This is a genomic window from Pedobacter jejuensis, from assembly GCF_003725795.1.
In the GTDB taxonomy this organism is placed as follows: domain Bacteria; phylum Bacteroidota; class Bacteroidia; order Sphingobacteriales; family Sphingobacteriaceae; genus Pedobacter; species Pedobacter jejuensis.
Genome location: NZ_RBEE01000042.1, coordinates 110429 through 126356, shown reverse-complemented (window position 1 = coordinate 126356; position 15928 = coordinate 110429). Strand labels below are relative to the sequence as shown.

The following is a 15928-nucleotide window of genomic DNA, read 5'->3' as shown; positions in this document are numbered from 1 at the left end:
AGTCCCGCTAGACACGATGGTTAACTGATGTCGACGTTAAAGGATAATCCTCTCTTTTTACTTTCTTAAAGTCCGAACAGTACCTAATGACCATTTGCTTCTATCTGGATCAGGGATTAAAATGAGCAAGGACTAAGAGTAGTTTCTGATTGCAAACTTAAATTTTAAGAATATGATCAATCTAAAGTATTCTGTTGGTATCGATGTATCCAAAAAAGATTTTCATTGTTGCCTTTCGGTCATAGATACCGAACAATGCGTTAAAGTAAAGGCCAGCCACAAGTTTTCGAATTCTACATCTGGATTTAAGCTTTTCATGGATTGGCTAAGGCGAAATTCAAAGGATCCGATACCGGTTTTTTGTGTAATGGAGGCAACAGGGGTTTACCATGAGCAGCTTGCGTGGTTCATTGACGGACAAGCAGTTTCAGTAAGCATTCTACTGCCAAACAAGGCGAAAAAATATCTTCAGGCAAATGGCGCCAAGTCTAAGAATGATAAGATTGATGCCCGTGGACTTGCACAGATTGGTGCAGAAAAAAAACTGCAACTATGGGTACCACCAACTAAAAAGCTCGCTGACCTTAGATGTTACACACGGCAGCATCAAAGCCTTAGCGAATTCCATACCGCATTAAACAACCAGCTGGAAGCTATAAAACATAGCCAATTCCAAAGCAAGGATATCATTAAGCAACTAAACAAAACTATGAGATTGATAGAAAAAAAGATCCTTGAGATTTAGACCGCCATTGAAAAGCTCATCAGCACAGACCAGGTTCTTAATGACCATTGCAAGAACATAACATCCATAAAGGGGATAGGGACATTATCATTTGCAGTGATTGCAGCAGAAACAAATGGCTTTGCGCTTTTTAAGAATGCAGGCTCATTGGTGAGTTATGCAGGTTACGACATCGTAGAAAATCAATCCCGAAACCATGTGGGAAGAACAAAAATATCAAAAAAGGGCAATTCAAGAATAAGGAGAATTCTCCATATGCCCGCACTCTGTGCAGTACGCGATGACCAGCCACAATTCAAGAACCTATTTGAAAGGGTATATCAAAGAACAGGTAAAAAGATGAAGGGCTATGTTGCGGTACAGAAAAAACTATTGGTAATGGCATACTATCTTTGGAGAAAAGACCAAGCCTATAATCCAGCGTTTGATAACGAGATAAAAATAATAGCCCCAGAAAACTCCGAGGCTACACATGATAAAATTCCTGAAGGAAGCTTTCACTGAAGTAAAGGTAAAGTTATTGCGCTATATTACAAATGGAAGGCATTTAAACTAATGCCTCTCAGAAGCTAAATTTTTATCAAATTTTATTTGCTTTTAAAGACAGTACCTTTACATTACAACAAAAGCTGAAAAAGCTTTTGGTTTCCACTTCAATCGGGTTTAGGTAACAAGGGTTTGATAATCCTTCGGCAAAAATTCAAAACTGCCTAAAGAAGACTAAAGTCTAAATGATACGATGGGCTAAATACCTAAACTAATGTTTTAGGTTCCGTCAGTTGAAACTGACGGCAATGAATTTTCTGGGCGATTGCATTGTCTGTCATTGACTTAGTAAATTGAATTGGCTGTGCGATTTCAATTTCATTGCAATTTACATCAGTTGAAACTGACGGCAATGAATTTTCTGGGCGATTGCATTTTCATTGCCGTTGACTTTAGTCAACGGATTATAAAGCTATAAATTTATAAAATGGAACAAACTCCCGATGCCAAAACCATCCCGAATGTTTCCCATCTTCCTTTTCAACAAACACTACATTTTTCTTCTTACCACTCGTATTCAAAATATTATAAGCTTTCTTCATATCAGGAACCATCTCTGTACTTTCTTTATCGCCTGCAACAAAATACACTTTGCTATCAGTCATGCCTGGTAAACTAAGTACAATATCATCGTAAATTTTTGGTGCCACCCAAAACGCCGGACTAAAAACCCCAGCAGAACCAAAAACCTTCGGGTATTTAGCTATCGCATACATTGAAATTAGGCCACCCATCGAACTCCCGACAATGGATGTATTTTTCACATCTTTCAATGTTCTATACTTCGAATCTATAAAAGGTTTCAATGTTTCAACCAAAAAGGATACATATGCAATTCCCTCACCTTTCCCAAACTCGCTATCATATGGGTTATATTCTTTCAGCCGGTCTTTTCCACCATGGTCGATAGCCACAATAATCATTTCCTTAGCACCATTTTTAATCAAACTATCCATTACCGAATCAACCGCCCATTCATTTCCTCGTGGAGGATTGGAGTGAAATAAATTCTGACCATCATGCATGTAAATCACCGGATATTTCTTTTTGGAAGTTTTATAGTTTTTCGGAAGGTAGATAGAAATCTGTCGTTGTTTATTTAGTTGAGGCATGATAAACGCAGAATCTACAACATGAATATTTGCTCCGTAGTGGTAAACTTCTTTTATCGGCTTAAAATTATTCGTCCAGTTTGCAACATTGATATTCATTGAGGTATCAACATTCAAATTTAGGGTTCGGTTTGCAATAGGTTTGCCATCATTTTTAGATTCTGCCTTATCCCAGTTACCACGCGTAATTTTAAACTCAAAGTTTCCTTTAGGTAAGTTTAATTGGATAGCATAAGTTAAACTATCCTTTTTTGATAAACTGTAGGCTTTGTTTCCTGGATTCCAATCATTAAAATTTCCTGCAATAAATAAAGTGTCAGCCGTTTTACTTGGAATGTGAACGGTTAAATCAACTTTAAGTTGAGCAGCTAAAAGCCCTGGAATACATAAAAAAAGATAAAGGAATTTTAACATCATTTATAAAGCATTTAAAGTCAATCTATAACGTAAGTTAAAATTATCGTTCTAATTTTGCGATTCTATTCAAACTTCACACCAATATTACAGTCTATATCCTAAATTTACAGAAAAATATAAACATGTCCTTATCTGGTTGCACTAGAATTATTGCCTTTGCTTTTTTTATTTGCTTAATTTTTGCTTCTGCTCCAGTATCTGCGCAAAAGAAAGATACGATTGCGAATAAGCAAGTTAAATTGCTCGATGAGTCTCAAATTCCATTATTGGTTACCAAAATTGAAACTTACAATTTTAAAATAGATAGAGATAAATTTCTTTTACAGCGCAGCTACGATGTTTCCCGCATTGAAAAAACCTTGCCAGATATTATTAAAAAGGTTAAAGGATTTAAATTACGATTTGAAAAAAATGGCAACAATATGAATTTACGGAGTCTTAACAGCGCCGTAATTATATTGGCTGAGGTTGAGGAGAATTTATCGGCCAACAAAGCCACTTTAACAGAATACGTTACTCAATTAAAAAAAAGCAACGCTGATTTAAATAAAATGCTGAATGATGCAGAATTGAAGTGTAACGTTTCTGATTCTACATTAAAAACGCAATTATCTGAAATTTTGAATGATGGCAATAAATTAAATAAGGCCGAAAGACAGATACTAATCAAGATTAACCTGTTAAGTAGCCGGATTTCGGTTAACCTTTTACAAACTAAAAACCTGTCATCTGATATGGTTTATCTATCGATATCGAAGAAGATAAAGATGTGGTCGAGAGAAGAGGCACCGTTATTTGAAACTAAGCCGGGCCAGTACGAAGCTTCTTTTTTCGAAACCGTTACAAAAGCATTAGAACGCTCGGGCAAAATTATCATCATTTTTCTTGGTGGTAAGATTTCTGTTGTAGTGTTAAGCATTCTCATATTTTGTTTACTTACTTCCTGGATGATTTCAAACATGCGGAGGGTTAAAAAAATGGATGATGCAGAAAGTATTCTGGCACAAGTTAATTTCTTAAAACGAGGTGTGCTTGTGAGCTCAGTTTTTGCATTCTTTACGTATGTACCTTTTCTTTTCGCAAATCCCACCATGTCATTATTGCATGCATTCGAAGTTTTGCGATTAGGTGCTTTGTGCTTTTTAATATTTCCATTTTTAACCAAGCAATCGAAATTAATTTGGTTTGCATTGCTTGTGTTATGGGTTTTTTATGCTTTGGATGATATTTTATTAGATTCTGCATTTGGAGAACGTTGGGGACTATTTATTGCAGGGATATTGCTGATTGTTTTAGGAGTTAAAATTATTCAAAATAGAAGCAAATTATTTGTCGGCTTAGATCCATCACCGGCAACAAAAGCGCTGGCTGTATTTGCCATTATTCAGGTTTTATTATCCATTATATTTAATCTTACCGGTAGATTATCACTTGCTAAAATATTTGGTGTTAGTGCTGTTGAGTGTTTAATGCTCGGTATTACGCTAAAAGTGTTCTGTACAATGGTTTTGGAGGCCATTTATTTGCAAACTGAGGCTTATCAATCCAGTCGTTTTTCCGATTTTATCAATTATAAGGAATTGCAATTTCGCCTTCAGCGTTATTTGTGGGTAATTGCCTGTTTAGTATTTTTTGTGTCGTTTGTTAGAAATATCACTTTGTACGATGTGCTTACTACCGCTACTTCCAATTTCTTTTATGAAACCAGAAGCTTAGGAAGTTACAAATTTACCTTTGCAAGTATTGCAATATTTATTTGCATTATCTGGCTATCCTCTATCATTTCAAGCTTTATTAGTTTTTTCTTTGGACACGAAAAAGCGGTAACGGGAGGGAAAAGAAGTGGTTTAAATTCGATGATGTTACTGATTAGATTGGCCATTTGGACGATTGGATTTTTTATAGCGGTAGCGGCTGCAGGTATCCCGATTGATAAATTATCGATAATGCTTGGCGCATTAGGTGTTGGTATTGGATTCGGTTTACAAAACATTGTAAATAACCTAGTTTCGGGTGTTATTATTGCTTTCGAAAGACCAATACAAATTGGTGATCAGATCGAAATTGGAACCAAATCGGGTATAGTTAAAGAAATTGGTGTCCGTTCAAGTAAAATTCACAGTGCAGAAGGCTCAGATATTATTGTTCCAAATGGAGATTTACTTTCTCAGCATTTAATCAATTGGACAATGCAGGATAGAAGCAAACGTGTAGAATTTAATATCAGTGTACCTTATGAAACGGATATAGAAAGTACCCGTAAATTAATTGCAGATAAACTGGCGAAAAATGAACATGTTCTGCCTATACCTAAACCATTAATTATTCTTCAGGATTTCGGAGAATATGCAATAACCATACGAACCTTATTATGGGTTGCAGATTTAACAAATGCCGGCGAAGTTCGTACAGAGGCCATGAACGATGTTAAAACGGTTTTAACCGAGGCTGGAATTAAGCTTCAGGTAAGACCCATGAGTTAAGCAATATTATTTCAACTCGTCTAAAACACGAAACAATTTCTTGTTAATTCCACTGCCGCTGTAATTATTAATGTTTATTACCACTACATATTTATTGCCTGCAGAATCGGTGTGGTAGCCTGCAAAAGCCGATACATCATTTATAGTTCCACTTTTGATTTTCATTCCATTGTAATCGGGCAAGGCTTTATAAAAATCAGCAAACCAGTTTTCTTTTTGGACTTGGTAAAGGATATTCGCCATGGCAGAAGTTGTAACTCTATCGCCCGGTGAAAGTCCGCTGCCATCAATAATATTTAAAGCAGATTTATCAATTCCTTTCTCCGACCAAAAGTTAATCTCGGTTTGCGCACCGTTTGAGGTTGTAGCTGACTTTCCTGATTTTAGCGCAATAGTTTTTAACAGCGTTTCTCCATAAAGGTTAATGCTTTTCTTCAAAAACCAATACGTAATCTCGCTTAATGTTGGCGAACTGATTGTGCTTATTTTTTGTGTAACTACAGGAATGGATTGATTATTCGATATGAGTAAACGAGTTGTAGTTGCTTGCTGGGTTGCGATTACCCCCAACCTTTTCAAGGTGTCTTGCAATCGATAAGCACAATCAAAAGCAGGGTCGGGGAGCGCAACAGAAATTCCTGTCTTACTGATTCCCATTCCCCAACTACCACGTAAATAGGCAACATTACTGTAAGGCGGTAGGAAAGCATAGCTTCTATCGCCAGTACCAGAACTGCCAGTTTTTAATTCATTTTGAATTTGAATATATGGCGTTTCGGGTACGGTTTTTACAACTTTAACTTCATCAGCTGTACTAGAACCCGGGCGTAAATGAATATCGAATTGGTTTTCTCTCCAGGCCAATCCCGAAGTTCCGGCGCCATAATAATTTCCAATATCCTGCCAAACCCAACCTTCGGGCGCAGTTTGAGTTCCAAAAATACGGTCGTCACCAATTATTGCACCTTCAATTTTTTTAATTCCGACAGATTTAATTGCGGTAACCCATTGGGTTAAAACTGCATTTTCTTTATTTTGATAACGCCATGAACCTAATGTTGGGTCGCCGCTACCAATAATTATTAAGTTGCCTTTCAAAGTTCCATCTGGCGTAACGTTACCCGAATAAGAAAGTGTCGTTTGAAACTGAAAATCCTTACCTAAAAGGCTGAAAGCTGTGGCTGCAGTAATGGTTTTCAGTGTTGATGCTGTAGCCAAACCAATTTGCTCATTTTTAGCAAAAAGTGTTTTCCCTGTGTTGGCATCTAAAACGCAAAGTGATGTAATGGCATGTTTCGCCTGCTCATCTGCAAGTAAGTTATTGAAAGCTTTTTCGAGGTTTTGGATGCGGTTTTGAGCAAAACTTGCTAATGATATAAAAACTAAAAGTATAGCGGTTTTTAAAAACTTCATAGGGTAAAATTAAAGGAAATAAAAAAAGTGATGTGTAACAAACACATCACTTCTACTAATTTTCTCGTCACTTCGAATTTATTTCAAAGTCCAACATTAAGACGGTAAAATAAATCTAGTATGACTTATTTTGAATTATACCAACTCCTTCTGAATCAGGTATTCTGCAATTTGAACTGCATTTGTCGCAGCGCCTTTGCGTAAGTTATCGGCTACAATCCAAAGGTTTAATGCTTTAGGTGCCGATTCATCTCTACGAATGCGACCAACAAAAACTTCATCTTTTTCATGCGCATCTTTCGGCATTGGATATTTTAAATTTGCTACATCATCAACAACGATAATACCAGGTGATTCTTCTAAAATACTACGAACCTCAGCCAGATCGAAATCATTTTCAAATTCGATGTTTACCGATTCTGAGTGACCACCCATTACCGGAATACGAACAGTTGTAGCGGTAACTTTAATGCTGTCATCGCTCATGATTTTATTTGTTTCCTTCACCATTTTCATCTCTTCTTTGGTGTATCCATTTTCCATGAAAACATCAATGTGAGGAAGAACATTTAAATCAATTTCGTAAGGATAAGCTTTCGGACCATCAATGCCTTTACGCTCATTCATCAATTGCTCAACAGCTTTAACCCCTGTTCCGGTTACCGATTGGTAGGTGGAAACCACTACACGTTTGATTTTATATTTATCATGCAAAGGTTTCAAAACCACCACCATTTGTATGGTAGAACAGTTCGGGTTTGCAATTATTTTGTTATCGATAGAAAGCTCATGGGCATTCACTTCAGGAACAATTAATTTAACTGTTGGGTCCATTCTCCATGCCGAAGAATTATCAATAACAGTCGTTCCAGCCTCTTTAAAACGAGGTGCATGCTCTAAAGAAGTATTTCCACCCGCAGAGAACAATGCAATATCTGGGCGCATGCCAATTGCAGTATCCATGCTAACGATTGGGAACTTCTTACCCTTAAAAGTAATTTCCTTACCAACACTCTTTTCAGATGCTACAGGAATTAACTCTGTTAAAGGGAAATTTCTTTCCTCCAATACTTTTAACATTACGGTACCAACCAAACCGGTTGCTCCAACTACTGCTACTTTCATTTTAAATTTTAATTATTATATTTATTAAACATTTGATATAAGCCCAAATATGAAGAAAATTCTGCTTATATCCCTATTGTTATTTTCTAAAATTGCATTTTCCCAAGTTATCGATTCATTTACCGATGGTGATTTCTCCCAAAATCCGACATGGAAAGGCGATGTAAATTATTTTCAGGTAAATCCTCAGAAGCAGCTACAATCTAAAGGACAACAGCTCGCATCGCAAGTTATTTCGCTTTCCACGGCAAACCAACAAAGCTTAAACGCTAGCTGGGAATTTTTAGTGCAACTAGATTTCAATCCATCAACAACTAACTTTGTGCGCATTTATTTAACTGCCGATAAAGAAGATTTAAAAGGGAGTTTGAATGGATATTTCATTCAAATTGGCGAAACTAGAGCAGCAGATGGTTTTCATTTGTACAAGCAAACTGGGACTACAGTAACTCGTATTATTACCGGACCACAAAAGGCAAGAGCAAATGCAAATCTGGTTTTTGCAAAGGTTAAAGTAACGAGAGATGCTAATGGGAAATGGGATTTATTTACCGATGTTTTAGGTGGTAATAATTTCATTCTTGAAGGAAGTGCTACAGATAAGACATTTACAACATCATTATTTACAGGTGTTTATTGTAAATATGCAACAGCTTCCAGATACAACAGATATATTTTTGATGATTTTAAAATTGATGACCTTTTACCAGATATAGCTCCACCAACTATTAAAAACATCGAAGTTATTAATGCTTCAACCTTGGATATTACTTTTTCTGAAACTTTAGACATAAGTTCTGCGTTGGTAAATACCAATTACAATTTATCAAACGGTTATGGCCATCCGGAAAATGTTGCGGCGACCACTTCGCCAAATGTGTATCGGCTAACTTTTTCTAAAGATTTTAGTTCGGGAGAATATACATTAAATATAAACGACGTAAAGGATAAAAAAGGAAATGTTATTGCTGCAAACAGTAATGTAAAATTTAATTTTATCAAACCATACACAGCTAAATTTGGTGATGTTGTAATTAACGAAATCTTTGCAAATCCTACGGGAAGCCTTGGCGTGCCGCAAAAAGAATTTGTGGAGATTTGGAATAACACCAATGAATATATTCTAACCCAAGGATGGAAATTTAACGACCAAACTTCCACATCTACTTTATCTATCGATACAATTAAGCCGAACCAGTACATAATTTTAACTGCGAAAGCTGATGAGGGTTTGTTTAAATCTTTTGGTAAAGTAATCGGAATTTCGCCATGGCCTAGCTTAAATAATGATAAGGATATAATTACTCTAAATGATCAGACTGGTAGAGTAATCGAAAAGGTTGCATATACTGATAGTTGGTACAGAGATGATGCGAAGAAAAAAGGTGGCTATAGTTTAGAATTAATTGACCCGAAAGGCATTTGTAAGGGCAGTCAAAATTGGGCTGCTTCTGCTGATGTTTCGGGAGGAACACCAGGCAAGCAAAATTCAATATACAATACCCAACTGAGCAAAGAAATTCCTAAGCTTGTATCGGCAAATGTTATTGATAGTGTTACTGTCCTTGTCGAATTCTCAAAATCAGTAGATAGTTTATCGGCAGCGCAAACCACTAATTATGCTATCAATAATGGTATCGGCCAACCGAAATCAGTAATTGTCAATTCTCCAAATTTTAACACTGCTACGATGGTGTTGTCTAGTCCGTTAGCAAGAGGTATAGAAAATATTTTAACCTTAAACAATATAACGGATTGTGCTGGTAATTCAATAAGTGCTGACGCGAATACAGCTAAATTATTTATTGCCAGGAAAGCAGAGAAAAACGATATTTTAATTTCTGAAATACTGTTTAATCCAAAAGTTGGAAGCGTAGATTTTGTTGAAATTTATAATAAAACCGACCAAGTGCTGGATTTGAAAGATTTACAATTGGCCAATCTCGATGCAAATGGAAAGGTTGCAAGTATTAAAAAATTATCAGCTAAAAGCTTGTTAATATTTCCAAAAACTTATTGGGTTATCACTACCGATGCCTCTAGTATTAAAGCAAATTATTTTTGTGAAAATCCTAATAATTTTATTCAGCTAAGTAGCATGCCGGGGTTTAACAATGATAAAGGTAATGTGATAATACTGAGCAACAGTTTGCAGATAGATAGGTTTGATTATAACGAGAAAATGCATGTTGCTTTACTACAAAACCCTGATGGTGTATCTTTAGAGCGGGTTTCTTTTGAAAAAAATGCAAACGAAGTTGGTAATTTTAAATCTGCCGCGGCTTCAGTCGGCTTTGCCACGCCAACCTATAAAAACTCTCAAGAACCAAATGGAGATGAAGTTTACGTAAAATTGTTATCTAAAACTTTTTCGCCTGATGGAGATAACTTTGAAGATTTATTGAATTTAGATTATCAGGTAAATGAAAATGCTAGTTTTGCTACCGTAAATATTTATTCGGATAAAGGAAGATTAGTTCGAAAGCTATTGAAAAATCAAACTATCGGAACAAAAGGAAATTTAAGCTGGGATGGTTTAAATGATAATGGTCAAAAAGCTGCAGTAGGCATTTACGTTATCATTTTTGATGTATTTGATTTGAATGGAAACACCAAACGATTTAAAAATACGTGTGTGTTGGCAGCGAAAATAGATTAAATTATTAATTTTTTGGGATCTTTTCTGTTATCCCAAAATACTAGCAATTCAATGTTCTCATTTTTTAATCTATAGAAAAGACTTACATGTGGTACAACAAGACATCTGAAAGTATCTGAATTTATGGAGTATTGGAATAAGTTCGGGTTTTGGGAAATTAATTTTACTAATCTTTCAGTGCGACTTATAAAATATTCTATCTCTTTAGAGGTCCAATTTTCTTCGAGGAATTTAAGTATTTCTATATAGCTTGTTTTTGCAATTGGCGACCAAATAATTGCATACATAAATTTATTTATTTAAAAATAATTTATTTATCTCCTCCATAACTATACTGTGAGATATTCCTTTACCAGAGTCAACTTCAGATTTAGCCTGATTTATTTTCGACTTTAATTGTTCTGGTAAATCAACCCAAAAATCTTGATTATTCAAACCAAGCAATGATTCAATCTCTGTTAGAACCAAGTCGTTATCACTCTGAATAATACTTTCTACAATTTTATACTTTGATGTGATATCCATAATCTTTATCAGAATAAATTAAATATAAGCGTTACTGAGCAATATTTTATCAAGCCGAGTATAAAAAAACAACAGATTTACTAAGTTTCATCCAAACAAGAACAAAACTTAGTAAGTCTGTTAATCTATATCAAATTTGCTTTTATATAATCGCAACTGGTTTTAATAGATTCAATAGGAGTTGGGTTATAATTGGTTTCATGCTCTACAAAATAGTGCTGCATACCCGAAAGATTGGCTTGAGCGAAAATGGTTTTAAAATCGATTGAACCTTTACCAACTTCGGTGTTCCATTCTGGTTTTGCTTTGTCCATATCTTTAACATGCCACATTGGGAAACGTCCAGGATATTTGTTGAACAATGCAATCGGATCATTTCCAGATCTAACAACCCAGTATAAATCCAACTCAAAATTTACAAGATTTTTATCTGTGCTTTGTAAGTAAATGTCGTAACCAGTAGTGCCGTCGATTTTTTTAAATTCAAAATCATGGTTATGGTAAGCAAATTTTAATCCTGATGCCTTTGCCATTTCTGCAACTTTACTAAAATCATCAGCAGTTTTTTTGAAACCATCTAAGCCCTTGCTCATGTCTACGTGTGCGCCAGCGATGGTAAAATACTTGCCGCCAATTGCTGCTGCAGCTTCTATATCAGCTTTCAATTTATCACTGTTTCCAGTTTTGCTAAATTCATCCATTAAATAATGTCCACTTGGTGCTTTTAGTCCATTATCCTTTAGCAAAGTTTTAAATTCCCTGGGCGTTAATCCCCAAAATTTTCCATTCGTAAAACCATAAGTTTCAACCTCTTTATAGCCAGCTTCAGCAACTTTAGCAATTATTCCTTTCACATCACTTGGTAAATCCTTTCGTAGCGTATAAAGTTGTAAACCAACTTTTTTAGTTACTTTATCGAAAGCAAATGACGGGATTAATAATGCTGCACCAGCTGCTAAACTTGCCTGTTTAATAAAAGATCTTCTTGAAGTCATGGTTTAAGTAGATTAGATTAATTCTTTTTTGATGTAAGTGCAACTTTTCTTTACCGATTCAATTGGATTTGGATTGTAATTGGTTTCATGTTCTACAAAGAAATGTTTCATACCCGAAAGTTTGGCAGCTGCAAAAATAGATTTGAAGTTGATTGAACCCTGGCCAACTTCTGTGTTCCATTCTTTTTTGGTTTTATCCATATCTTTTACATGCCACATAGTAAAGCGACCTGGATTTTCTTTAAACAATTGTACTGGATCTTTGCCAGAACGAACCACCCAATATAAATCCAATTCAAAATCGACAAGTTTTTTATCAGTTCCTTTTAACAGAATTTCATAACCTGTAGTGTCACCTTGCTTCTCAAATTCGAAATCGTGATTATGGTAAGCTAAGCGTATGCCTGCATCTTTACACATCTGACCTGCTTTGTTTATTTTCAACGCAAGTTTTTTGTAATCATCAGCACTTTTTCTTACAGTAGGAATTAACCATGGAATGGTTACATAGTTACTGCCTAATACTTTTGCAGCGGCAATAGCAGCTTTCAATTCGTCAGTATTATCATCAGTTAAATAGCTACCTAATCCATAATGTCCGCTAACTGCTTTCAATCCGTTAGCATCTAAAATCTTCTTTAATTCTACCGGCGTTAATCCCCAAAACTGATCTTTAATCGAGAAACCATAAGTTTCTACCTCTTTAAATCCTGCTAAGGCAACTTTTTCCAAAACGCCTTTAACGTCTTTAGGTAAATCTTCACGTAGTGAATATAATTGCAAACCAACTACTTTATCGCCTGCGGCGAAAGCAAATGAGGGCATTAGATATACGGCAGCTGCTGCCATGCCACTTGTTTTTAGAAAATTTCTTCTTGATACCATAATTATTAAATATCGCAAATTGAAATGGCTTTTTTTAACGAAGCCAGTTTATCTGCATTTTTAGGAATAAATTCTTGAGCTACGAAACCTTTAAAGCCTGTTTCGACGATGGCTTTCATAATTGCAGGATAATAAAGTTCCTGCGTATCATCAATTTCATTTCTACCCGGTACACCTGCGGTGTGGTAATGAGCAATATATTTATGACTGCTTTCAATTGTGCTGATTACATTACCTTCATCAATTTGCATATGGTAAATATCATACAGCAATTTAAAGTTTTCAGAACCTAGCCTTTTGCACAATTCTACACCCCAGGGAGTGGTATCACATTGATAATCTTGGTGGTTTACCTTGCTGTTTAGTAATTCCATAACCAATGTTACATTATGTTTTTCGGCTAGGGGCATTAATTTTTTTAATCCTTCAACGCAATTGTTCCAGCCGGTTTCATCATCTTTACCTCTGCGGTTCCCGCTAAAGCAAATCAGATTTTTATATCCAGCTGCAGCAACTAAAGGAATCATTTCGGTATAGTTTTTAATTAATTGGTCATGAAATTTTTTATCATTAAAACCATCAACCAAATTAATTTCGGCACCATTACACATGCTTGAAATTAATCCGTGCTTTTTTAAAGTTGGCCAATCTTTTGGTCCAACCAAATCTATACCTGTTAAACCAAGTTTTTTAGCATCAGTGCACAATGTTTCTACATCAAGCGTACTAAAGCACCATCTGCAAACAGAATGATTTATGTTTCCTTTGAGCTTCCAAGGCTGTTCTTGTAAATCTGTTTTGTTCATTGCAAGCGCTGAAAATCCTGAAGAAACACCTATTGCAGCTGTACCGGCAATAATATTTTTCAGAGCGTTTCTTCTGTTTAAGTTAGATTTCATGTTTTATATTGCTTTAACTTCGATTTCAGCTTTTGTTTTATCATTAAATAAAACGGCAAAAAGTAAAAATACTACTGCTGCAATTCCTGCCGGGATAATCCAAACCATTTTCCAATCGGTAACATCGCCAGATTTGTACATATCCGTTATGTAACCCGCTACAATAAACCCGATAAGCATACCTACACCATAAGTTGCTAAAGTTATAATTCCTTGAGCTGCACTTTTTACCTTTTCACCAGCTTTAGAATTTGTGTAAATTTGACCAGAAACAAAGAAGAAATCGTAGCATACACCATGTAATGCAATGCCTATAATAAGCATGAAACTTAGGTTATCTGCATTACCATATGCAAAAAGGACATATCGAATTGCCCATGCTAGCATACCTACCAAAATCGTTTTCTTAAAACCATATTTAGAAAAGAATACTGGAATGGCAAGTAAAAATAATGCCTCAGAAACTTGACCAATGGCCATTTTGCCGGTCGGGTTAGACACTTTAATATCAGCAAGAAATAATCCCGCGTTTTGATAATAAAATGCCAATGGAATACAAATCAGAATAGAGGAAATAAAGAATATTGCAAAGTTTTTATCTTTAAGTAATTTTAAAGCATCTAGACCTAAAATGTCTCTAACCTTAATACTTCCTTCAGCAACTTTTGGAGGCGTGGCTGGTAAAGTAAAACTAAATAATCCTAGAATTAATGATGCGATTCCTGCCATCAAAAACGTATTCTTTAATAGTCCGGATTGAATACCTTCAGGCGAATCCCAATGAAATACAAAACTAATAAGCAAACCTGCAATAATCCAACCGATGGTTCCGAATACACGAATATTAGCAAATTCTTTTTCAGGGTCTTTCATTTGATTAAAAGAAACTGAGTTAACCAAAGCGAGTGTTGGCATGAATAAAATCATGTAACCTAATACATATGGATAGAAAACACTAACATCAGCGGCAGTGTACATTTGATACATCAAAACAGCACCGACAATATGTAAAACACCCAATATTCGTTCAGCGTTAAAATATCTATCAGCAATTAAACCTACAATAAATGGTGCAATTATAGCTCCCCATGATTGAGTTGAAAATACGGCTCCAGTTTCAGAACCTGAAGCTTTTAAGTTGTTACCAAGGAAAGTTCCTAAAGTTACAAACCACGCACCCCAGATAAAAAATTCCAGGAACATCATGGTAGAGAGTTTAAAGCGAGTAGTGCTATTCATTTGTGTTTATATTTGGTTTAAGGGTTAAGGTTGAGACTGAGGTTAAGGTTAAGACTAAGGTTCAGATTGAGTTTAAGGTTGGCTATAGTAAATAGATATCTTTTTTAGTTATAAATCTTAATCTAGCTTCCGATATATTTTTTTTGCTTGGTCTTAACCTCAGCCTTAATCTCAACCTTGTCCTTCTACAATTCTTTTATCATAATATTTTTGTACCATACTTCGTCGCCATGGTCTTGTAATGCTATTTTACCGGTTTTAAAAGTTCCCCAGTCTTTCCAGGTAGCAAATTTACTTCCTGCAACTAGTTTTTTCCAATTATCATCCCAAAGCGTTGTTTTAACAACAGTAACTCCGTTAAGAATTAAAGTAAGTTTTCCGCTTTTGCTAATAATTTCTGCTGAATTCCACTCACCAACTGGTTTAACAGGTTCTGATGAACTTTTAACTAAATCGTATAAATCGCCTGCACGGTGTTTCGTAATTTTTCCATCTGGATGACCATCATTATCTAAAACCTGCATTTCTAAACCAGTAGAATACGTAGCGCTAAATTTTGGATCTTCATTGATGTAGAAAATCAATCCGCTGTTTGCTTTTGGTGCAACTTTCCAATCATATTTTAAATGGAAATCGCCATATTCTTTGTTGGTAACTAAATCACCACCGCCGTCTGTACCTTTAGTTGCTAAATCTAGGTGTAATGTACCATTCTGAACTTGCCAAGCACTACCAACCGCACTTTTATTGTAAGTATGCCATCCGGTAGTTGTTTTTCCATCAAATAATGGTTTAAAACCTTTTTGAGCATTTGATGCTTGAGTTACAGCCAATAAAATACAACCTGAAAGAAAAATTTTTTTCATTTTTTTTATATTAAACCTC

14 protein-coding genes are annotated in these 15928 nt (G+C 35.4%); 4 read left to right on the top strand and 10 right to left on the bottom strand.

Annotated features, from left to right (window positions below; translation table 11 throughout):
- Positions 1-172 precede the first annotated feature (172 nt).
- Both D7004_RS15165 and D7004_RS15160 read left to right on the top strand, forming a co-directional pair.
- Complete coding sequence (locus D7004_RS15165; protein WP_123206687.1) at positions 173-745, top strand: IS110 family transposase; 573 nt, start codon at positions 173-175, stop codon at positions 743-745.
- A 6-nt stretch (positions 746-751) separates the two neighbouring features.
- On the top strand, positions 752-1249 hold the full coding sequence (locus tag D7004_RS15160) for a transposase (protein ID WP_123206686.1): 498 nt from the start codon (positions 752-754) through the stop codon (positions 1247-1249).
- A gap of 446 nt (positions 1250-1695) precedes the next feature.
- Here D7004_RS15160 and D7004_RS15155 read toward each other — a convergent pair whose 3' ends face one another.
- Positions 1696-2820, bottom strand: coding sequence for an alpha/beta hydrolase-fold protein (locus D7004_RS15155; protein WP_123206685.1), 1125 nt, complete (start codon positions 2818-2820; stop codon positions 1696-1698).
- A gap of 122 nt (positions 2821-2942) precedes the next feature.
- Here D7004_RS15155 and D7004_RS15150 point away from each other — a divergent pair, with 122 nt between their 5' ends.
- Positions 2943-5303: a mechanosensitive ion channel family protein gene (locus D7004_RS15150; protein WP_123206684.1), complete on the top strand. Its 2361-nt coding sequence runs from the start codon at positions 2943-2945 to the stop codon at positions 5301-5303.
- Positions 5304-5309: 6 nt separating this feature from the next.
- Here the strand turns inward: D7004_RS15150 and dacB are convergent, their stop codons facing one another.
- Together dacB and D7004_RS15140 are read right to left on the bottom strand one after the other, a co-directional pair.
- Complete coding sequence (gene dacB, locus D7004_RS15145) at positions 5310-6716, bottom strand: D-alanyl-D-alanine carboxypeptidase/D-alanyl-D-alanine endopeptidase (protein ID WP_123206683.1); 1407 nt, start codon at positions 6714-6716, stop codon at positions 5310-5312.
- A gap of 135 nt (positions 6717-6851) precedes the next feature.
- Positions 6852-7841 (bottom strand): aspartate-semialdehyde dehydrogenase, encoded by a 990-nt coding sequence (locus D7004_RS15140; RefSeq protein WP_123206682.1) that lies wholly within the window; start codon positions 7839-7841, stop codon positions 6852-6854.
- 49 nt (positions 7842-7890) lie between these two features.
- Between D7004_RS15140 and D7004_RS15135 the strand changes: the two genes are divergently transcribed.
- Positions 7891-10500 carry a lamin tail domain-containing protein gene (locus D7004_RS15135; RefSeq protein WP_123206681.1) on the top strand — a complete coding sequence of 870 codons (2610 nt, stop codon included), beginning with the start codon at positions 7891-7893 and terminating at the stop codon, positions 10498-10500.
- Here D7004_RS15135 and D7004_RS21320 read toward each other — a convergent pair.
- The 7 genes from D7004_RS21320 to D7004_RS15100 all read right to left on the bottom strand — a co-directional run bounded on the left by D7004_RS21320 (position 10497) and on the right by D7004_RS15100 (position 15909).
- The gene (locus D7004_RS21320) at positions 10497-10787 is read right to left on the bottom strand and encodes a type II toxin-antitoxin system RelE/ParE family toxin (protein ID WP_123206680.1); all 291 of its coding nucleotides are present in this window, start codon (positions 10785-10787) and stop codon (positions 10497-10499) included. The genes D7004_RS15135 and D7004_RS21320 overlap by 4 nt on opposite strands.
- 4 nt (positions 10788-10791) lie before the next feature.
- On the bottom strand, positions 10792-11025 hold the full coding sequence (locus D7004_RS15125; RefSeq protein WP_123206679.1) for a hypothetical protein: 234 nt from the start codon (positions 11023-11025) through the stop codon (positions 10792-10794).
- Between the two features lie 125 nt (positions 11026-11150).
- Positions 11151-12020, bottom strand: a complete 870-nt coding sequence (locus D7004_RS15120; protein ID WP_123206678.1) for a sugar phosphate isomerase/epimerase family protein — start codon at positions 12018-12020, stop codon at positions 11151-11153.
- A gap of 12 nt (positions 12021-12032) precedes the next feature.
- A complete protein-coding gene (locus tag D7004_RS15115; RefSeq protein ID WP_123206677.1) occupies positions 12033-12905 on the bottom strand; it encodes a TIM barrel protein in 873 nt (290 codons plus the stop codon).
- Between the two features lie 5 nt (positions 12906-12910).
- A complete protein-coding gene (locus D7004_RS15110; protein WP_123206676.1) occupies positions 12911-13804 on the bottom strand; it encodes a hydroxypyruvate isomerase family protein in 894 nt (297 codons plus the stop codon).
- 3 nt (positions 13805-13807) lie between these two features.
- Positions 13808-15043 (bottom strand): nucleoside permease, encoded by a 1236-nt coding sequence (locus tag D7004_RS15105; protein ID WP_123206675.1) that lies wholly within the window; start codon positions 15041-15043, stop codon positions 13808-13810.
- Between the two features lie 185 nt (positions 15044-15228).
- Positions 15229-15909 (bottom strand): 3-keto-disaccharide hydrolase, encoded by a 681-nt coding sequence (locus D7004_RS15100; protein ID WP_123206674.1) that lies wholly within the window; start codon positions 15907-15909, stop codon positions 15229-15231.
- Positions 15910-15928 lie beyond the last annotated feature (19 nt).